Annotated in this window: 20 protein-coding genes, 1 tRNA gene and 1 pseudogene; 10 read left to right on the forward strand and 12 right to left on the reverse strand. The window is 59.8% G+C overall.

Features of this window, described 5'->3' with window-relative positions; all coding sequences use genetic code 11:
* Positions 1–86: 86 nt before the first annotated feature.
* Both AC07VG_RS32840 and AC07VG_RS32845 read right to left on the reverse strand, forming a co-directional pair.
* Positions 87–1,178, reverse strand: a complete 1,092-nt coding sequence (locus tag AC07VG_RS32840) for a 3-deoxy-7-phosphoheptulonate synthase (protein WP_495001918.1) — start codon at positions 1,176–1,178, stop codon at positions 87–89.
* 334 nt (positions 1,179–1,512) lie between these two features.
* Entirely contained in the window at positions 1,513–1,644 is a 132-nt protein-coding gene (locus tag AC07VG_RS32845; protein ID WP_495001919.1) for a hypothetical protein, read from the reverse strand.
* Positions 1,645–1,806: 162 nt separating this feature from the next.
* On the opposite strand from AC07VG_RS32845, the gene AC07VG_RS32850 reads away from it, so the two are divergent.
* The gene (locus tag AC07VG_RS32850; protein ID WP_495001920.1) at positions 1,807–2,565 is read left to right on the forward strand and encodes a carbon-nitrogen hydrolase family protein; all 759 of its coding nucleotides are present in this window, start codon (positions 1,807–1,809) and stop codon (positions 2,563–2,565) included.
* Positions 2,562–3,020: a GNAT family N-acetyltransferase gene (locus AC07VG_RS32855; protein WP_495001921.1), complete on the forward strand. Its 459-nt coding sequence runs from the start codon at positions 2,562–2,564 to the stop codon at positions 3,018–3,020. Before AC07VG_RS32850 ends, AC07VG_RS32855 begins: the two co-directional genes overlap by 4 nt.
* Before the next feature lie 51 nt (positions 3,021–3,071).
* On the opposite strand, the gene AC07VG_RS32860 is transcribed toward AC07VG_RS32855, so the two are convergent.
* Positions 3,072–3,308 carry a DNA-binding protein gene (locus AC07VG_RS32860; RefSeq protein WP_495001922.1) on the reverse strand — a complete coding sequence of 79 codons (237 nt, stop codon included), beginning with the start codon at positions 3,306–3,308 and terminating at the stop codon, positions 3,072–3,074.
* 81 nt (positions 3,309–3,389) lie between these two features.
* On the opposite strand from AC07VG_RS32860, the gene AC07VG_RS32865 reads away from it, so the two are divergent.
* The 6 genes from AC07VG_RS32865 (at position 3,390) to AC07VG_RS32890 (ending at position 7,854) form a co-directional block, all read left to right on the forward strand.
* Positions 3,390–3,755 carry a helix-turn-helix domain-containing protein gene (locus AC07VG_RS32865; protein ID WP_495001938.1) on the forward strand — a complete coding sequence of 122 codons (366 nt, stop codon included), beginning with the start codon at positions 3,390–3,392 and terminating at the stop codon, positions 3,753–3,755.
* A 152-nt stretch (positions 3,756–3,907) separates the two neighbouring features.
* On the forward strand, positions 3,908–4,546 hold the full coding sequence (gene gacA / locus AC07VG_RS32870; RefSeq protein ID WP_100939313.1) for a response regulator transcription factor GacA: 639 nt from the start codon (positions 3,908–3,910) through the stop codon (positions 4,544–4,546).
* A 2-nt stretch (positions 4,547–4,548) separates the two neighbouring features.
* Entirely contained in the window at positions 4,549–6,372 is a 1,824-nt protein-coding gene (gene uvrC, locus AC07VG_RS32875) for an excinuclease ABC subunit UvrC (protein WP_495001923.1), read from the forward strand.
* A 32-nt stretch (positions 6,373–6,404) separates the two neighbouring features.
* Positions 6,405–6,974 (forward strand): CDP-diacylglycerol--glycerol-3-phosphate 3-phosphatidyltransferase, encoded by a 570-nt coding sequence (gene pgsA / locus AC07VG_RS32880; protein ID WP_218222338.1) that lies wholly within the window; start codon positions 6,405–6,407, stop codon positions 6,972–6,974.
* Positions 6,975–7,037: 63 nt separating this feature from the next.
* Positions 7,038–7,113: transfer RNA gene (locus AC07VG_RS32885), tRNA-Gly, on the forward strand.
* A gap of 441 nt (positions 7,114–7,554) precedes the next feature.
* On the forward strand, positions 7,555–7,854 hold the full coding sequence (locus AC07VG_RS32890) for an Arm DNA-binding domain-containing protein (protein WP_495022506.1): 300 nt from the start codon (positions 7,555–7,557) through the stop codon (positions 7,852–7,854).
* Between the two features lie 279 nt (positions 7,855–8,133).
* Here AC07VG_RS32890 and AC07VG_RS32895 read toward each other — a convergent pair whose 3' ends face one another.
* On the reverse strand, positions 8,134–8,514 hold the full coding sequence (locus AC07VG_RS32895; RefSeq protein WP_495022507.1) for a type II toxin-antitoxin system RelE/ParE family toxin: 381 nt from the start codon (positions 8,512–8,514) through the stop codon (positions 8,134–8,136).
* Positions 8,515–8,838: 324 nt separating this feature from the next.
* On the opposite strand from AC07VG_RS32895, the gene AC07VG_RS32900 reads away from it, so the two are divergent.
* Positions 8,839–9,786 carry a hypothetical protein gene (locus tag AC07VG_RS32900; RefSeq protein ID WP_495022531.1) on the forward strand — a complete coding sequence of 316 codons (948 nt, stop codon included), beginning with the start codon at positions 8,839–8,841 and terminating at the stop codon, positions 9,784–9,786.
* Between the two features lie 21 nt (positions 9,787–9,807).
* Positions 9,808–10,093, forward strand: a pseudogene (locus AC07VG_RS32905) (transposase domain-containing protein); the annotation flags it as partial.
* Between the two features lie 93 nt (positions 10,094–10,186).
* On the opposite strand, the gene AC07VG_RS32910 reads toward AC07VG_RS32905, so the two are convergent.
* The 8 genes from AC07VG_RS32910 to AC07VG_RS32945 all read right to left on the reverse strand — a co-directional run bounded on the left by AC07VG_RS32910 (position 10,187) and on the right by AC07VG_RS32945 (position 17,235).
* Positions 10,187–11,074 carry an alpha/beta fold hydrolase gene (locus tag AC07VG_RS32910; RefSeq protein WP_495022508.1) on the reverse strand — a complete coding sequence of 296 codons (888 nt, stop codon included), beginning with the start codon at positions 11,072–11,074 and terminating at the stop codon, positions 10,187–10,189.
* A gap of 26 nt (positions 11,075–11,100) precedes the next feature.
* Complete coding sequence (locus AC07VG_RS32915) at positions 11,101–11,865, reverse strand: substrate-binding domain-containing protein (protein WP_495022509.1); 765 nt, start codon at positions 11,863–11,865, stop codon at positions 11,101–11,103.
* Positions 11,866–11,941: 76 nt separating this feature from the next.
* Positions 11,942–12,883: an SMP-30/gluconolactonase/LRE family protein gene (locus tag AC07VG_RS32920; RefSeq protein WP_495022510.1), complete on the reverse strand. Its 942-nt coding sequence runs from the start codon at positions 12,881–12,883 to the stop codon at positions 11,942–11,944.
* Between the two features lie 25 nt (positions 12,884–12,908).
* The gene (locus tag AC07VG_RS32925) at positions 12,909–13,733 is read right to left on the reverse strand and encodes an amidohydrolase family protein (protein ID WP_495022511.1); all 825 of its coding nucleotides are present in this window, start codon (positions 13,731–13,733) and stop codon (positions 12,909–12,911) included.
* A gap of 53 nt (positions 13,734–13,786) precedes the next feature.
* Entirely contained in the window at positions 13,787–14,605 is an 819-nt protein-coding gene (locus tag AC07VG_RS32930; protein ID WP_495022512.1) for an SDR family NAD(P)-dependent oxidoreductase, read from the reverse strand.
* A gap of 10 nt (positions 14,606–14,615) precedes the next feature.
* Positions 14,616–15,176, reverse strand: coding sequence for a carboxymuconolactone decarboxylase family protein (locus tag AC07VG_RS32935; RefSeq protein WP_495022513.1), 561 nt, complete (start codon positions 15,174–15,176; stop codon positions 14,616–14,618).
* 14 nt (positions 15,177–15,190) lie between these two features.
* Positions 15,191–16,516 (reverse strand): cation:dicarboxylate symporter family transporter, encoded by a 1,326-nt coding sequence (locus tag AC07VG_RS32940; RefSeq protein ID WP_495022514.1) that lies wholly within the window; start codon positions 16,514–16,516, stop codon positions 15,191–15,193.
* A gap of 74 nt (positions 16,517–16,590) precedes the next feature.
* Positions 16,591–17,235: a hypothetical protein gene (locus AC07VG_RS32945; RefSeq protein WP_495022515.1), complete on the reverse strand. Its 645-nt coding sequence runs from the start codon at positions 17,233–17,235 to the stop codon at positions 16,591–16,593.
* Between the last annotated feature and the right edge of the window lie 6 nt (positions 17,236–17,241).

Here is a 17,241-nt window from a genome sequence, read left to right on the forward strand (position 1 = left end):
TGCAACCGGGTAGCAGTGTTCAAAAGCGTGTTGACAGGGTGGGCGAGTCCATACATAGGAGCCGGCTTGCCGGCGATGGCGGTCTTTCAGGCGCCGACAACCTCAGCCACCTGCTGCTCACGCAGTTGCCCGGCCGCTTCGCGCAGCAATTTTTCGGTCGCTTCCCAGCCCAGACAGCCATCGGTGATCGAAACGCCGTAGCGCAGGTTCGCGCTCAGCGCCTGGCAACCTTCGAACAAATGACTCTCAAGCATCATCCCGACCAACGAGCGATCACCGCGCAAACGCTGTTCCAGCACATCGACGAACACCGCTGGCTGGCGCAGTGGGTCCTTGCCGCTGTTGGCGTGACTGCAATCGACCATGATCCGCGCGGCAATCGACTGTTTGGCCAGGCCGGCCCGCACCTGCGCCACGCTGTGGGTGTCGTAGTTCGGTCCGCGATGACCGCCACGCAGCACCAGATGGGTGTCCGGGTTGCCCGGGGTCTGGATGATCGCCGGATGGCCCTGGCTGTCGACGCCGAAATGCCGATGGGCATGGGCCGCCGAACGCATGGCGTCCGCCGCGATGCCGACACTGCCGTCGGTGCCATTCTTGAATCCCACCGGCATCGGCAGGCCGCTGGCCATTTCCCGATGAATCTGCGACTCCGTGGTTCGTGCGCCGATCGCAACCCAACTCAGCAGGTCATCGACATAACCGGCCGCCATGGGTTGCAGCAGTTCGGTGGCAATCGGCAGACCCAGGCGCAACATCTCGCGCATCAGCTCACGGGACAGGGCCAGGCCGCCGGCCATGTCGTCGCTGCCGTCCAGATGCGGGTCGTAGGCCAGGCCTTTCCAGCCCACCGTGGTCCGGGGTTTCTCGATGTAGGCGCGCATCACCAGCAGCATCTGGTCGCTGACGTCGCTCGCCAGGTTGGCCAGCTTGCCTGCGTATTCAAGGGCCGATTGCGGGTCATGGATCGAGCAGGGGCCGACGATCACCAGCAGGCGTGGGTCTTCACCGTTGAGGATGGCACGCACGGCGTGGCGGTGGCGCTCGACCTGTTCGCCCAGGCTGGCATTGAGGGGCAGGTGCTGCTTGAGTTGCAGCGTGCTGGGCAGGCGCTGGGTCAGCGGTTCGTTGGCTGATGACAGGACGGCGGACGGCAGGGCAGAGAGAGAAGAATTCATGTTCGGGCTTCCTGGGCTGGCGGCGGGTGCTTCCCGCGCGCGGCCCTATTGGGGTGTTCGACAATCAGCCGGATTGGCCGTGAGGGTGTGCGTGCCACCTGTGCGTGACCGTTCGGAGGCGGCGTGCTGTCCCGAGCGGAGCTTGCTAAATCGCCAGGCGCTGCTGATGTCGTTGCGGTAATAGAGGTTGTGGTTCATGTCGGTATTCCTTGATTTAAAAAGTCGGTTACAAAAAGTTCGGGCCCTGAAAAACAAAACCCCCGGTCGGGAAGCCGACCGGGGGTTGAGAATTCTCTGGTAGGCGACCCCTGTAGTAGTGGGCGCCGGTTGGGTATCAGGCGCGCCAGTGGCTAAACCAATACCCAAAATAAAAGCTCGCGCGGGTGCCGACCGTGCTCATCCGGGCAGCCGCGACCGGGCGCGAGGCGCTGGCGGTGTGGCGAAGCAGGGATTGAGTCAGGTGCATGGTGCAACTCCGTGGGAATGTCGCCGAGCTTACTAGAGCGGTATCGCCCTGTTCAATCAGAAAATTCTATGGGGGCCCGTGAGTAGGTTCTATCGCTTAAATGCGCTAGGTGTTTATGACACACTCGACAGATATTTCCGATCGGATTGTCAGGACTGAATCATGAGCGTGTTTACCCTTGCCGCTGCCCAAACCGTCTCGATTGCCGGAGACCTGTCGGCCAATATCGGCCGACACCTGGCGTTCATGTGCCAGGCCGCGGAGCAGGGCGTGGAGTTCCTGCTGTTCCCCGAGTTGTCGTTGACCGGCTATGAACGCAGCCTGGCGGCCGGGTTGGCGATTACCCCGGACGACCCGGTACTGGCGCCGCTGCGCGAGCTGGCCGGCGAACTGAAGCTGGTGATCGTGGTGGGCATGCCAATACGCCTGTCCAGCGACGGCCCGGTGCTGATCGGGGCGCTGACGTTTGGCGCCGACGGCTCCTTGCAGGTCTACAGCAAGCAACATTTGCACGACGGCGAAGCGCTGACATTTAGTCCGGGAAGCGGTGGTGAACCCTTGACAATCGCTGGCGAACGCATTGCTCTGGCGGTCTGTGCTGATTTTTCCCACGCCAGTCATCCGCTACGGGCGGCGCAATCTGAGGCTAATCTTTACGCCGCCAGTGTGTTGATCACTGAGAACGGTTATGCACCCGATACGGCTTTGTTACAGGGTTATGCCCGGGAGCACGGGATGGCGGTGCTGATGGCCAACCATGGCGGCACGACGGGGGGCTGGCAGTCGGCGGGACGCAGCGCGCTCTGGGCGGCTGGCGGGCAACGGGTGGTGGTGGCTGAAGGTGTGGGTGATGTGTTGGTGATCGGGCGGCGTGTCGCCGGCCAATGGTCCGGGGAGGTGGTGTCGGTGACGGGCTTGTGAATGGGCGCTGGCGTTTTCGTCCGGCGCTGAACGCAGACCTGGCGTTCGCTCGGGAACTCACGCGGCAGAACATGATGGCTTACTACTGTGAGTACGATCTGCTCTGGCTGGATGAGGCTTTTGACCAGGCCTGGGCCGGACGGCAGAACGAGTTGTTGTGTGACGGCGAGCAGGTATTGGGTTTTGTCAGTTTCAGTCGCAGTGCCCGAGCCTTGTACATCCGTGAGTTACAACTGGTCGAGGCGGGGCGAGGCCAGGGTCTGGGCGGTTGGCTGATCGGGCAAGCACGGGAAATCGCCTTCAGAGAGGGGCGTCGGGAGTTACGCCTGACCGTATTCAAGAGCAACCCGGCCCAGCGGTTGTATCTGCGTCAGGGTTTGAGCATAGTCGGTGAGGATGAGTGTTTTTTGCAAATGAGTCTCAATACCTTAAATACGGTATCTGGTAATTACTGACAATACTTTGAGAATTGTCCTATATATCGCTACACGAGGCGCATACTGGGCCTAACAAGTCGGGAATGACTCACTCGACTTGTCGGTGTCGGATGGGATGATTCCGTCCTTCATGCCCAATAGGACCGCGACCTTATGGGCTTCCCCACGCCGTCCCTTTTTTCGCCCAGCGAGCACTTGATAGGTGGTTGCCGGGTCGACGCCATGCTCGCGCGCAAACTCCTGAACCGATTTTCCTTGGTGTTCCAGCCAAGCCTTGGCTTGTGCGGCGGTGCGAATACCGGGCATAGTTCAAAACCGTTCAAATGTGTTTAATACTTGTTGAGTATACCACCCTTAAGGGTGTTTAAAATGGGATCTTACATCCAAATGAGTGGAATTGGTTCGCGATTGCGGCAAGAGAGAGAGCGACTGGGTTTGTCGCAGAAGGCTTTTGGTGAAATCGGAGGCGTTGAGGCCAACGCACAGGGTAAATATGAAAGCGGTGATCGCGCACCGAAGGCCGACTATTTGTCCCGTGTCGCCGCACGGGGTGTCGATGTGCTTTATGTACTGACGGGGCAACCGACCCCGATGCAATTGGACAACCTCAGCCAAGTGGAAGAAAAAGTGCTGGGTAACTATCGAGTGTTGCAAAAGGAAGATCAGGACGCGATCCATCGGCTGACCACCACCTTGGCTGAAACCGCTGGGCCTTATGGGGCAAACGGGCGAGCCGGCTCCAGTGACTCCTGAGTCAGTTCATTTCTGAGGAAACGCGCTTGCTGTCCTGCAAGCGCTTTATAGCGCATCGATACGCTTATGTGACGCTTGCAGCTAGGTCAGCCCCGTGGTTTTTTGCTAAGGTGGTCAATAACCTGATAAGACCAAATTCGTGAGGTGTCTGCTTGATTAGGGTGCTAGTAGTCGATGACCATGATCTTGTGCGTACAGGCATTACGCGGATGTTGGCGGATATCGACGGTCTGCAGGTCGTGGGACAGGCTGAGTCGGGAGAGGAGGCGTTGCTCAAGACGCGGGAACTCAAGCCCGATGTGGTATTGATGGACGTCAAGATGCCTGGCATCGGCGGCCTGGAGGCCACGCGCAAGCTATTGCGCAGTCATCCGGACATCAAGGTGGTGGCGGTGACCGTCTGTGAAGAAGACCCGTTCCCGACGCGCTTGTTGCAAGCCGGCGCGGCCGGCTACCTGACCAAGGGCGCGGGCCTGGCGGAAATGGTCCAGGCGATTCGCCTGGTGTTTTCCGGGCAACGCTACATCAGCCCGCAGATTGCCCAGCAACTGGCACTCAAGTCCTTCCAGCCGGCCAGTGATTCGCCGTTCGACGCCTTGTCCGAGCGCGAGATCCAGATTGCGCTGATGATCGTCGGTTGCCAGAAAGTCCAGATCATCTCCGACAAGCTGTGCCTGTCGCCGAAAACCGTGAACACCTACCGTTATCGGATTTTCGAGAAGCTTTCGGTCAGCAGCGATGTCGAGTTGACGCTCCTGGCGGTTCGCCACGGCATGGTCGATGCCGGCTGACAATGACTGATCTGTTCGATTCCAGTGCCTTCCTGTCGACCTGCAGTGGCCGCCCCGGCGTCTACCGCATGTTCGATGGCGACGCGCGCCTGCTCTACGTCGGCAAAGCCAAGAACCTGAAGAAGCGTCTGGCCAGTTACTTCCGCAAGACCGGCCTGGCGCCGAAGACCGCGGCATTGGTGGGGCGTATCGCCCAGGTGGAAACCACCATCACCGCCAATGAAACCGAAGCGCTGCTACTGGAGCAGACGCTGATCAAGGAATGGCGGCCGCCCTACAACATCCTCCTGCGCGACGACAAATCCTACCCCTACGTCTTTCTCTCGGATGGCGATTACCCGCGGCTGAGCATTCACCGTGGGGCCAAGAAAGCCAAGGGCAAATACTTCGGGCCTTACCCGAGTGCCGGGGCGATTCGTGAAAGCCTGAGTCTGCTGCAAAAGACCTTCCTGGTCCGCCAGTGCGAGGACAGCTATTACAAGAACCGCACCCGACCCTGTCTGCAATACCAGATCAAGCGCTGCAAGGGGCCTTGTGTCGGGCTGGTGGAGCCCCAGGTGTATGCCGAGGATGTGCGTCACTCGGTGATGTTCCTCGAAGGACGCAGCAACGCCCTGACCGACGAGTTGAACGCCGGCATGGAACAGGCGGCCAGCACCCTCGATTTCGAGCGTGCCGCGGAGTTGCGTGACCAGATCTCGCTGCTGCGCCGGGTCCAGGACCAGCAGAGCATGGAAGGCGGCACCGGTGATGTCGATGTGGTCGCGGCCTTCATCAACCCGGGCGGCGCCTGCGTGCACCTGATCAGCGTGCGCGGCGGGCGAGTGTTGGGGAGCAAGAATTTCTTCCCGCAGGTTGGTATCGAGGAGGACGTGTCCGAAGTGCTGATGGCGTTTCTCGGCCAGTACTTTATCGGCAGTCCCGAGCGCGACCTGCCGAGTGAGCTGATCGTCAACGTGGTCCACGAAGACTTCCCGACCCTGATCGCTGCCATCAATGGGCTGCGCGGGCGCGAATTGGCCATCAGCCATCGGGTGCGCGGTACGCGGGCACGCTGGCAACAATTGGCGGTGACCAATGCCGAGCAGGCCCTGGGCGCCCGTCTGGCCGATCGTCAGCATATGGCCGCGCGCTTCGAGGCCCTGGCCGAGGTGCTGAACCTGGACGAGCCGCCGCAGCGCCTGGAGTGTTACGACATCAGTCACTCCAGCGGCGAAGCGACAGTCGCGTCTTGCGTGGTATTTGGCCCGGAAGGCCCGATCAAGTCGGACTATCGCCGTTACAATATCGAAGGCGTCACTGCCGGCGACGACTATGCGGCGATGCACCAGGCCCTGACCCGGCGCTTCAGCAAGATCAAGGAGGGCGAGGGCAAGCTGCCGGACATCCTGCTGGTGGATGGTGGCAAGGGTCAGTTGTCCATGGCTCGCGATGTGCTCAATGAGCTGGCGGTGCCGGACCTGATCCTGCTCGGCGTGGCCAAGGGCGCGACGCGCAAGGCCGGTTTCGAGACCTTGTACCTCAACGACGCGGCCCATGAGTTCACCTTGAAAGGCGATTCGCCGGCCCTGCATTTGATCCAGCAGATCCGCGACGAAGCCCACCGTTTTGCCATTACCGGGCACCGGGCACGACGTGGCAAGACCCGTCGTACCTCAACCCTGGAAGGGGTGGCGGGGGTTGGGCCGAAGCGTCGTCGTGAACTATTGAAACATTTTGGTGGATTGCAGGAGCTGTCCCGTGCCAGCATCGACGAGATCGCCAAAGCTCCCGGGATCAGTAAAAAGCTCGCTGAGTTGATTTATGCAAGCCTGCACAGCGAGTAGAATGCCCTTCAACTTCGTAGCCAGTTGTGCCGATGAATATCCCTAATCTGATCACCGTTCTACGCGTCGTACTCATTCCGATTTTCATTTTGCTGTTTTACCTGCCTTACCAGTGGAGTTACATGGCGGCCAGTTCGGTGTTTGCCTTTGCGGCGGCGACGGATTGGCTGGACGGCTACCTGGCCCGTCGTCTGGAGCAGAGTACGCCGTTCGGCGCGTTTCTCGATCCTGTGGCGGACAAGCTGATGGTGGCCGTGGCGCTGGTCTTGCTGGTGCAGGAGCATGGCAACCTGTGGTTGACCTTGCCGGCGGCGGTGATCATTGGTCGTGAGATCGTGGTCTCGGCCCTGCGCGAGTGGATGGCTGAAATCGGGGAGCGGGCGCAGGTGGCCGTTTCCAACATGGGCAAATGGAAAACCGCGGCGCAGATGCTGGCGTTGGTGATCCTGCTGGCCAACCCCTCGGACTTCAGCTTCTGGGTGCTGGTGGGCTATACCTTGCTGATGGCGGCGGCGGTGCTGACCCTGTGGTCGATGCTGCAGTATCTGCGGGCGGCGTGGCCGCATTTGAAGATCAATGCGGAAAATCCTGAAAAGAAATAAAACTATTTTGAATCAAGGGGTTGACGGGGTGCGTAGATCCTATAGAATGCGCATCACCAAGACGCGGGAATAGCTCAGTTGGTAGAGCACGACCTTGCCAAGGTCGGGGTCGCGAGTTCGAGTCTCGTTTCCCGCTCCAAGCATTAAAAAATGGATCTCTGAAAAGAGGTCCATTTTTTTCGTCCAAAGAAAAGTCTTTCTTTGATTTTCCCGCTACATCCTCTGAAAACACTCAAATCCAGCCCCAATGGGTAGTGCCAGTCAGTTAAGGAATTTTAGGTTCAGCACTGTCCCCCGTAGCAGCTGCCGAAGGCTGCGTTCGGCGGCGAAGCCGTCGCAAATCCTGCTTCCACGATTTGTCTGGAATACCGCAGTGACTGTTTTACGACTGCTGCGCAGCCGGACGCAGGCTTCGCCAGCTGCTACGGTCCGCGTAATGTCTTAACTGACTGGCATTGGCCCCAATGGGTACATTTTCCAGTACATCAATCCGGTGCTTGGCAGATTGGCTTTTTCGTGGTGCCTGCGTCATTGAAAACTGTACAAATCTCCTCTATTCAAACGAGACGGAGATTGTACGATGGCTCTCACCGATACTGCAGTCCGGCACGCCAAACCCCGCGCCAAGGACTACACCCTCCCTGACTACGACGGCCTCGCCCTTTTCGTGAATACGAAAGGCGCCAAGTGCTGGCACTTCCGTTTTTCCTGGGCGGATAAGCAACCCCGTATTTCTCTCGGAACCTATCCTGAAATTGGTTTGCGCGATGCGCGAGCTTTGCGTGATGTTGCCAGAGCTCTGATCGCCAGGGGCATTGATCCGCGCGCCCATCGGCGGCAGGCGTGTAATGCCAGGCGCCTGGCCAGGGAAAACACCTAAGAAGCGGCCTTTCAACGTTGACGTGATTCAATACGTCGAGTCTGAGTATGCGCTGGAGGTAGTGCGCAGATTGAGCCTCGTGGTGCGCTGACGGCGGGGGAGAAGTGCCGAACCTGGTTAAATCAACTTTCCGGTACACCATCGTCGATGGTAGGGCACGAGACCAATCCGACCGCCAACACTCGGTAGTGTGGCAGTGCTTCGCCGAATCGGGCGACAGCGCTGGGCGCTCAGATTGAGATGTAGAGGGGGCGACTCACCTTCGCTGTTCATGGCCAGTTAAGCCTTTGGGCCAGGTCGGTGATCAGTCGTTGGCAAGTGCGGTTGGACCTCCATGGCGTCATGAAGGCGTCGGACGGCCTCGATCACGTCGTCGTTTGCCAGACGATAAAACACGATATGGCGTGGGCTATTGACCGTCCCATGGGAGTGTTTGGCCTGCTGGCGTGAATAAATGAGGTGATAGCTGCGAAGGCCCGGCGCAAGCTCATTACGGTCGTGGCTGCCAATGCGATAGGGCATGCCGGCGATAGCTTGCAGCGCGGTGAGGATCAGCGTCTGGTAGCGCTGGCGTGTCTGATCGCCGAACTGCGTCTGGGAGAGCCTGAGGATGTCGACAATGTCGGCGCGCGCAGCATTGGAAATCCGATACGGCGGCATGCTCAGTGTTTCTCCCCCGCCCGAGAGCACGGTCCAGACAATGCGCCGCGCAGGGCGGTGGTTGAGACGGCGCGACTGTTGCAGTTGGACAGCCCGCTGGGCGAGCGTATCCAGCAGCTGTCCGGGGGGCAGAAACTGCGCTTAAAACTGGCAGCCTGGGCCGCCATCGACACGGGCCGCCCCGAAGACGCGCTGGCACTCTACCAGGGCCGGCACCCAGTTCCCGTCTGGCACCTGACAGCGCTACATGACACTGTAGAATGGCACTTTCCCCGGCATTATTTGGCCCTCAAAACCCGTCTCAGGACTACCATTGAACCCAGCATGCAACGTCGCGAGAGCATTGACGATGCGAGGGCAGTGACCGCTTTTCTACACCTGTGGCGAGGGGAATTCGATGAAATCGCAAGCCCTGATGATGAAGCATTCACAATAAAACTCTCATCGAGTGCGGGCACTGCTCACTTACGGGCTGCCGCGGCATGGGGAATAGCCGCTTTGCTTGCTAGAAAATTCGAGCATCCAGGGTGGTTTGCGATGCGAGAGATGCTTGGGCCCGAATTCGAACATGGCCAAAAAGATGCACTCACGGCCAAAGCCGAGGCCCGACTGTGGTTGTTGCTCTGGAGCGCAGGGCACTTAAAACCTGATGATAGAATTCCGATTCTGGCCGACTCCCTGGCGTTGCCCCCCGAGTTTTCGAGCAAATTGGCTAGTCTCTGGGATGACGTCCCCAATGCACACCTGAACCAGGAAATGCGCCTAGCGATGAAGATCCGCTTGCCCGCTCCAGTAGCGATACTGACGGGAAAACTGGCGCGCAACATAGAAAACGCTATTCAATATGATCAGGTCAACCGTCGAAGTAATCTGGAAGCTACAGGTTTGCACCCCGCAGATTGTCTGCATGACCTCATGACCGAACTGCAACCCGCGACCCGTCGATTGCTGCGATTGTTTGTCGCTAATCAGCGTTCACCAGACGACTTCGCCCGTTGTCTGCACAGGTACCCCTACGCACCATTGTTTGACTTTGCACCAAGTGACTTGAAACCGGGCCAGTGGCTCAAAGCTGCCTCTGAAGGTGATGGTCTGCGGGCGACCTTGCCACTGATCGATTGGTGTGGGCGACTGGGGCGACTATCCCAAGTGTGCGGCCTCGCTGCCGAGCTGCCCGGTAGTGAGATTAGACATTCACTGCGTGAATTGGCGAAGGCCTGGGGCATGCTCGAAGGAGCCTACACCAGGCAGATGGATCGTAAAAGGCGGTAATCAGCGCCTTAACGATGCGGCATGACTTCGCTCCCTAGCCTTGACCATTTGACTCCTGAACAACTGCGCTCTGGCAGGGCAGTTGATGCAGCGCGTGGGGAGTCTCGATCAGGAAGTCGAGACTATGGGCAGGAAGATTCATCGCGACCAAACGGTCATCGAGAAGCTGACCCACGAAATTGCACAGCTCAAGCGATTCAAGTTTGCCAAGCGTAGCGAGCAGTTGAATCCGGAGCAGTCCAGCTTGCTCGACGACCTGATCGATACCGATATCGCAGCGATTGAGGCTGAGCTTCCGGCTATCTCTTGGGGTTGTGGACACACGGAAGTTGTCACGATGTCCCTGACGGATGATCAGGCGCGCGCCTTGAACGACGCGGCGCCTGGTTGTAGGGAGGGGTTATTGGGTTTTCAGGCCGTAGGTCTTGCTGGCAAAGGACGCGATTGCATCCGCCATGGCCTGGGGTTGTTCGGGAGCCATGGCGTGGCCGGCCTTTTTCAGTACGACCACCGAAACCCGGTCACCGAGCATGTTCTTCAGTACCTGGGAGAAGCGGCGAGGCGCAACGGCGTCGGCCTCGCCCTGCAGGTCAAGAATCGGCGCCTTGCCTGCGGCAAAATAGTCATCCACCGGAGTGGTATTGCGCGCATGGGATTCAGCTTCGTGTGTCGCTTCATGCCAGCCGTCGAGCCAACCAGTCGGATCATTGCCAGGCGCAAAGAACGCTTGCTTGAGGTAGATCAGGCGCTGCTCCTTGGGCAGGGACAGGTCGCCGGCACCGTCGATGGCCTTGCGCATTTCAGGACCGATGGGCTTTTCTGTCGAGCCCGGTGGTACCTTGCCAGCCGAAGCGGCGGCCAACACAACACCACGCACCAGGTCTGGACGGTCTGCGGCCAGTTGACGTGCCGGGAAGTTGCCCCAGGCGTGACCAACGACGACCACAGGCCCAGACTTTTCATGCTCGACGACGGCGGCCACGTCCTTGGCAAAGTCGTGAACGGAGAGGTTTTCCATAGGGCCGACGCTTTTGCCGATGCCGCGCGGTTCAGGGCGCACCACCCGGAAACCCTTGGCCTGGAGATCCGCCGCGACCTGGTCGTAGTCACGTCCTGAGCGTCCAAGGGATGGCAGCATGACAATGACGGGGCCCTTGCCTTGGGATGTTACATCGATCTGTACGTTGTCGTACTTGATCACGTCCTGTTGCAGGGCCGGGGTGGCAAAAGCGTTGGTGCACGCTATCAGCATGGCAGCCGCGCAGAGGTTCAATGCGAACTTTTTCATTGTTGTTCTCCGGTGTTGTTGAAAGATCAAAGGGCCTTGCCTGGTTCCAGACCGCTTGCTTCAAGCAGCTGAATGGCCGGTTTGCTGGTCAGGTATTCGATGAAGGATTTTGCCGCGACCGATTGAGTCGAATGTTTGGCCACCACTGCCGTGAACAGGCTGATCTTTTGTACCTTGTCGGGTAGCGGGCCGACGAAGTCGACACCGGGGGTGACTTTCAACTCGCTGACTTGTTGCATGCCCAGTTCGGCATCGCCGCGAGCCAAGGCTGTCCCTACCAGTTCCTTACCTTCGATCACCACACTTTTCGATTTCATCTGTTCGCTGATACCGAGCTCATTGAACAGGGTCGTCGAGATGTAGACGCCGCTGGCGCCTTGCGAATACGCGACCCGCTTGGCGTTCAGGAGTGACTGACGCAGAGCATCCACCGATGAAATATCGGGCTTTGGCTGGCCCTTGGGTACGCCAACTCCGATCCGAGAGGAGGCAATCTGGGTACGCGTGGCCATTTCGAATGAGCCAGTGCCCGAGAGTTGGTCCAGTGTTTCGGCGGCCATGATCGCCAAGTCCATGGGCTCTTTGTGCAACACCCGCTGGGGGATCGAATCTGGCGACTCGCCCATCGATGGGCCCCAACTGATCAGCAGCTTGTTGCCGCTGGCTTTCTCGTAGGCTGGCTGCAGGTGTTGCATGGCGCCCTTGAGTGCGCCAGTAGCAATGATATGCAACTCGGCTGCCTGCAGTTGGGAACTGACGGCAAGCAGACCGCTGAGGCCTGCGGATACCATAAGCGACGCTTTTGTTGTTTTTTTCACGACAGTACCTTTTTGGTTTTTGGGGTTGCAGATCAACGGTCGTCACGTCTCAGGTGGCGCCGCGGGTATTCACGTAAAGCGAATAAAGTGAGGTGGTAGAAGCCATCAGCAGTCGGTTGCGCTTGGGGCCACCGAAGCACAAGTTGGCGCAGCGCTCCGGTAAGTCGATATGACCGATGGCGGTGCCGTCCGGGGCGAACACGCGCACACCATCCAGGCCTGTCTCGCCGGTACCCCAGCCACACCAGAGGTTGCCATCGACATCGATACGAAAGCCGTCCGGCGTGCCGACGCCGGCATCGATCAGCACTTTTCCGGCATCGAGTACCTGGCCTTCGGTGACGTTGAAGGCCTTGATGGTGCGAGGCCGCGCGCGGGACTCGACGACGTACAGGATTTTTTCGTCCGGTGAAAATGCCAGTCCGTTGGGACCTTGCACGTCTTCGGCGACACAGCTCAACTCGCCACTGATCGGGTCGATGCGATAGATGTTGGCAGGAAGTTGCGCATGACCCTTTTGCCCCATGTAATCGCTTGCGAGCCCGAAGGGGGGGTCGGTGAACCAGATGGAGTCATCGGATTTCACCACCACGTCATTGGGGGAGTTGAGCGGTAGGCCATTGAAATGGCTGGCCAGTACTGTCTGGCTACCGTCGTACTCGGTACGGGTGACCCTGCGGCCTCCGTGTTCGCAGACGATCAGGCGGCCCTGGCGGTCGCGTGTCATGCCATTGGCCTGGTCCGAAGGGTAGCGGAATACGCTGAGCGCACCGCTTTGTTCGTCCCACTTGAGGATCCGGTCGTTGGGCAAGTCCGTGAACAGCACATGGCGAGCGTCACCGAACCACACAGGCCCTTCGGCCCAGCGCAGGCCGCCCGCGACGCGTTCAACCTTGGCATGCGCCAGCCGATAATGGCTGAAGCGCGGGTCGAGTTCGCGGACGGCGGGGTCGGGGGTTCGCAGGCTGGGTTGCCAGGGAAAGTCGGGCACGGTCGGTTTCTCCAGAAGGTGGGCTTCAGCGATACAGGGTGTTTGGATTGGTGACCAGAACCGCCTGCGCAACCGCGGGGTCGGCACAGCTCTGGAGCACGAAGTCCAGCAACCGGGCGTCGTCGGGTACATCGCCCTTGACGTTCGGATGTGGCCAGTCAGAACCCCAGATCGTCCTGTCCGGGGCATGTTCGAGGAAACGCCGAGCCCAGGACAGACCTTGTGGCCAAGGACCTGCCGCGCCTTGCATGGCGCGGTCGATGCCCGACACCTTGATCCAGCGGTCCGGTCGTTTCAGATGCTGTTCCAGTGCCTTGAGCGGGGCCTCTTCGATCGGTTTGCTCAGGTCCAGACGCGCCATATGGTCGATGACCAGCGTCGTACGCAAGGTTTTCCAGGCGTCGAGCACGGGCAGCAGAGCGTCAATTTCACCGTGCAGGAGTACGTGCCAGCCCAAGGGGGCGACGCGTTCGGCAAGTCGGCGCAGATACTCCGGGTCACGGTTGCCAGGAAGATGTCCCATCAAGTTGAAACGGATGCCTCGCAGCCCACCATCATGTAGCGCCTGGAGCTGATCATCGGTGGTGCTGTCGTCGATCAACCCAATGCCACGATATCGCCCTTTGCTGGTGGCAATGGCAGAGAGGATGGCGCAATGGTCGGTGCCATAGGGCGCGGCCTGCACCAGCACCCCGTGTTCGATGCCCAAGCTTCGATGCAGTTCAAGCAACGCCTCGAACGGCGCGGGCGCTGGGTGGTAGGCGGCATTGGCCGGCAGCGGGAATTGATCCCACGGACCGTAGATGTGGGTATGGCAGTCCCACGCGCCTGCTGGAAGGAGTGTGTGCATGGTCATCAGCTCGAATCAGGAAAAGCCCTGCCAATGAAGGCAGGGCGTGCAGGTCAGTCGCAGCGGGCGGTCATGCCGCCGTCGACGACGATTTCGGTACCAGTCACGAAACGGGATTCGTCGCTGGCCAGAAATAGCGCCGCGTTGGCGGTATCCCGGCCATCGCCCATGAAGCCCAGGGGAATTCGTGCCAGGCGGCTATCGAGCAGCTTGTCGATGTCACCGCCGGTACGTTGCCCGGCCAGGCGTACTTCCACCATCGGGGTATGCAATTGGCCGGGGACGACGGTGTTCACGCGGATGCCTTTCTTGGCGTATTCGACCGCTGTCACTCGCGATAGCTGAATCACACCGGCCTTGCTGGCGGCATAGGCCACTTGTGCCGAACCGGTCCAGCGGATGCCGGAAGTCGAGGCGGTGTTGATGATCGAGCCACTGCCCTGAGCTTCCATGATGGGCAGCACATGCTTGCAGGTCAGGTAGACGCTCTTGAGGTTCAAGGCGATCTGCGCGTCCCATTTGTCCTCGTCCAGCGCCACGGCACCGCCGGCTGAAGAGCCACCAACGTTGTTGACCAGAATGTCCACCTGCCCGTAGGTTTCCTTGCAGGTAGCAACCATGGCGGCGACGGACTCACTGTTGGTGACGTCGCAGGCGAGTGACACGACGTCTCCGCCGATTTCCTTGATGCGGCGGATGGTTTCCTCCATGGCATCGAGGTTCTTGTCGACCGCAAAGATTTTGGCACCGGCCTGGGCGAACAGTACCGCCACGGCGCGACCATTGCCCCAGCCAGGCCCTACGCAGCCGGCGCCGGTGACGATGGCCACCTTGCCTTGCAGGCGGGTGTTCGAAGTATTGAGTTCAGTCATGCTTGCATCCTCAGGAAAGACGGGTAGGAAGTTCAGGGGCCACGCCAGCCGGTGGCGGCACCTCGAACACCTTGATGGTCATGGAAATCAGCGTGTAGTAGCCGGCGATGCCTACCAGATCGACCACGGCGGTTTCGCCCAGTACGCGGCTGATGTCCTGATACAGGCGGTCGTCGACCTGGCGTGTGTCATGCAGCTGGCGGATAAAGGCGTACACCAGAGCTTCGTCTTCGTGCTCGAAAACCGGCTGCCGGTCATCGCGAATGGCATCGATCACGGCAGGGGACAGACCGGCCTCCAGGGCGAATGGCTTATGGGCGGCCCACTCGTACTCCGCCAGCCAATGGCGGCCGAGCAGCAGGATGGTGAGTTCCGAAAGGCGTGGCTCCAGGCTACTGTCGTAACGGCAATAACGACCAAGGCTTTGTGCGCACTGGGCCAGCTCCGGGCGGTGCAGCCAGATGGCGAGTGGCCCACGCACGCCTTTGCGCGGGCCGGTCGCGATGGCGTCGTAGATAACTCGCTGGGCTTGATTCAGATGGTCGGGGTCTATCGCTTTCAACCGATTCATGGTCGGATTCCTGATCAAAGATTCTGGGAGTGGGGCTGGCGATGCGCGCTGGGCGGCGCGGTGGTCTCGGACGGCGCACGCAGTAGGCTTTTACCGGCACTGCGCCCAGTCTCGCGTTTGAAGGCCTCGACATCGAAGGCGCCTTCCCAGCGAGCGATGGCGTACACGGCAATGGTGTTGCCGACGATGTTCACCAGGGCGGTTGCCGTGGCCATCATCCGGTCAATACCAAACAACAGACCCAAGCCACCCAAGGGCAGGCTTTGCACCGATTGCAGGGTGGCTGCCAGTTTGATGAAGGCGCCGCCGGCCACCGTGGTCCCGCCCTTGGAGGTCAGGCTGAGAATCGCTAGCAGGCCGATCTGCTGCCAGAGCGAAAATGGCGTGTCGGTGGCCTGGGCAATGAAGCCGATGGCGACAGCCATGTAGATAGACGTGCCGTCCAGGTTGAAGCTGTAACCGGCTGGCAGCACAAAGCCCACCACCACCTCGTCACAGCCCGTGCGCTTGAGTTTTTCCAGCAGCCTGGGGAAGGCCACTTCACCGGAGGCGGTGCCCAGCACCAGCAGTATTTCCTCACGGATGACTTTCAGCACGGTCCAGAACGGTAGGCCAATGGACCAACTGATGGTCCCCAGCACACCGAATACGAAGAACAGTGAGGCTGCGTAATAGACGGCAATCAACTTCAGCAGGTAGAGCAGAGTCGCGCCACCGTAGCTGCCCACCGCTGCGGCCATGGCACCAAAGGCACCCAGCGGGGCCAGTTTCATGATGAAGCCCAGCATTTTGAACAATACGCTTTGGGCTTCGTCGATACCCTTGACGATCAGCGAGTCTGGCCCGGCGACTCGATTGATCGCCATCCCGGCCAGCATCGAAATGATCAGCACCTGAATGATGTCACCCTTGGCAAAGGCATCTACCAGGGTGTGTGGGATAAGGCCTAACAGATAGTCGATCACCGAAATACTGCCGGCACTCGCCGTAGCCTTGATGGCTTCCGCCGATTCGTTGAGGTTGCCGGCATGCAGTCCGGCACCGGGCTGAACCAGGTTGACCAACACCAGGCCGACGACCATCCCCAAGGTACTGACCACTTCAAAGTAGAGCAGGGATTTCATGCCCAGGCGGCCCAGCTTGCGCATGTCCTTGACGTGTGCAAGGCCGTGCACCAGGGTGAAAAACACGATGGGCGCCAGCATCATCTTCAGCAGCGCGATAAAGGCCTGGCCGAGGGGTTTCATGGCGATCGCCCAACTGGGCGCCAACAGCCCCAGCAACACGGCCGCTACCAGTGCGACCAGTACTTGTACATGCAGCTTCTTCAAATGTTTCATCGATAGTCCTCGCCCCGGTGGGCGTCATTATTTTTGTATGCGGGCACAGGTTGTTCGGATGGTTCTCCAGGCGATCAACGGCAGTAGGGGAGGTAGAGATTGAAGTGCTTACAACCCACATCGAGTGGTCGTCGCATGGCGTCCAGAGCGCTCGACTGAATGCAGTAATCGAAGGTCGCAACCAGGTACAGGCTGCGTCCCCGGTCAACCGGGGGCGCCAGGTTTTCACCCCACTGCAGCGTTAATACGCCAGCTATCGTGTTGATCTGGGCGTCAACGGCGCTGATGAAGCTTTCCATGTCGACGTGAGCGGGCATGTTCCAGCTCATTAGCAGGAGGGAGGCGGCCTGGCCTGGACGACGCGCTTCGGCGCAGGTCCTGAGTACGATCCGCTGACGACCGACGGTTCTGGGCAAGATGCGACGGCCCCAGGGTGTGGAGCGTGTGCCCGATACACTCAGGTACTGCGCAGTATTCAACACGTCTTCGTTCTCAAGCTCGTAGAGCGCCAGATAGCGTGGCCAGCCTTCGCTGCACACCCAACGCCGGCCGTCGAGAAAGCCCGGCAGCGCGAGGCGCTGTGGGAAGTGCTCGGTGTCGTACCAGTCGTTGAACTCCTCCTCCTGGGAGGAGGGGGGTTGCATCAGCACAAGCAACAGCGCGCCGTTCATGATGCGATTGTCGAGAGTGGGCAGGGCGGTATGGCTGAAATCAGGCATTTGGAG

This window comes from Pseudomonas sp. GW821-FHT03C07, from assembly GCF_059420925.1.

What these genes read in the sequence shown, in the direction of transcription:
- AC07VG_RS32840 (WP_495001918.1), bottom strand. Translation starts at nt 1,178, where the DNA reads ATGAATTCTTCTCTCTCTGCCCTGCCGTCCGCCGTCCTGTCATCAGCC.
- AC07VG_RS32845 (WP_495001919.1), bottom strand. Translation starts at nt 1,644, where the DNA reads ATGCACCTGACTCAATCCCTGCTTCGCCACACCGCCAGCGCCTCGCGC.
- AC07VG_RS32850 (WP_495001920.1), top strand. Translation starts at nt 1,807, where the DNA reads ATGAGCGTGTTTACCCTTGCCGCTGCCCAAACCGTCTCGATTGCCGGA.
- AC07VG_RS32860 (WP_495001922.1), bottom strand. Translation starts at nt 3,308, where the DNA reads ATGCCCGGTATTCGCACCGCCGCACAAGCCAAGGCTTGGCTGGAACAC.
- AC07VG_RS32865 (WP_495001938.1), top strand. Translation starts at nt 3,390, where the DNA reads ATGAGTGGAATTGGTTCGCGATTGCGGCAAGAGAGAGAGCGACTGGGT.
- uvrC (WP_495001923.1), top strand. Translation starts at nt 4,549, where the DNA reads ATGACTGATCTGTTCGATTCCAGTGCCTTCCTGTCGACCTGCAGTGGC.
- pgsA (WP_218222338.1), top strand. Translation starts at nt 6,405, where the DNA reads ATGAATATCCCTAATCTGATCACCGTTCTACGCGTCGTACTCATTCCG.
- AC07VG_RS32890 (WP_495022506.1), top strand. Translation starts at nt 7,555, where the DNA reads ATGGCTCTCACCGATACTGCAGTCCGGCACGCCAAACCCCGCGCCAAG.
- AC07VG_RS32895 (WP_495022507.1), bottom strand. Translation starts at nt 8,514, where the DNA reads ATGCCGCCGTATCGGATTTCCAATGCTGCGCGCGCCGACATTGTCGAC.
- AC07VG_RS32900 (WP_495022531.1), top strand. Translation starts at nt 8,839, where the DNA reads ATGCAACGTCGCGAGAGCATTGACGATGCGAGGGCAGTGACCGCTTTT.
- AC07VG_RS32910 (WP_495022508.1), bottom strand. Translation starts at nt 11,074, where the DNA reads ATGAAAAAGTTCGCATTGAACCTCTGCGCGGCTGCCATGCTGATAGCG.
- AC07VG_RS32915 (WP_495022509.1), bottom strand. Translation starts at nt 11,865, where the DNA reads ATGGTATCCGCAGGCCTCAGCGGTCTGCTTGCCGTCAGTTCCCAACTG.
- AC07VG_RS32925 (WP_495022511.1), bottom strand. Translation starts at nt 13,733, where the DNA reads ATGCACACACTCCTTCCAGCAGGCGCGTGGGACTGCCATACCCACATC.
- AC07VG_RS32930 (WP_495022512.1), bottom strand. Translation starts at nt 14,605, where the DNA reads ATGACTGAACTCAATACTTCGAACACCCGCCTGCAAGGCAAGGTGGCC.
- AC07VG_RS32935 (WP_495022513.1), bottom strand. Translation starts at nt 15,176, where the DNA reads ATGAATCGGTTGAAAGCGATAGACCCCGACCATCTGAATCAAGCCCAG.
- AC07VG_RS32940 (WP_495022514.1), bottom strand. Translation starts at nt 16,516, where the DNA reads ATGAAACATTTGAAGAAGCTGCATGTACAAGTACTGGTCGCACTGGTA.
- AC07VG_RS32945 (WP_495022515.1), bottom strand. Translation starts at nt 17,235, where the DNA reads ATGCCTGATTTCAGCCATACCGCCCTGCCCACTCTCGACAATCGCATC.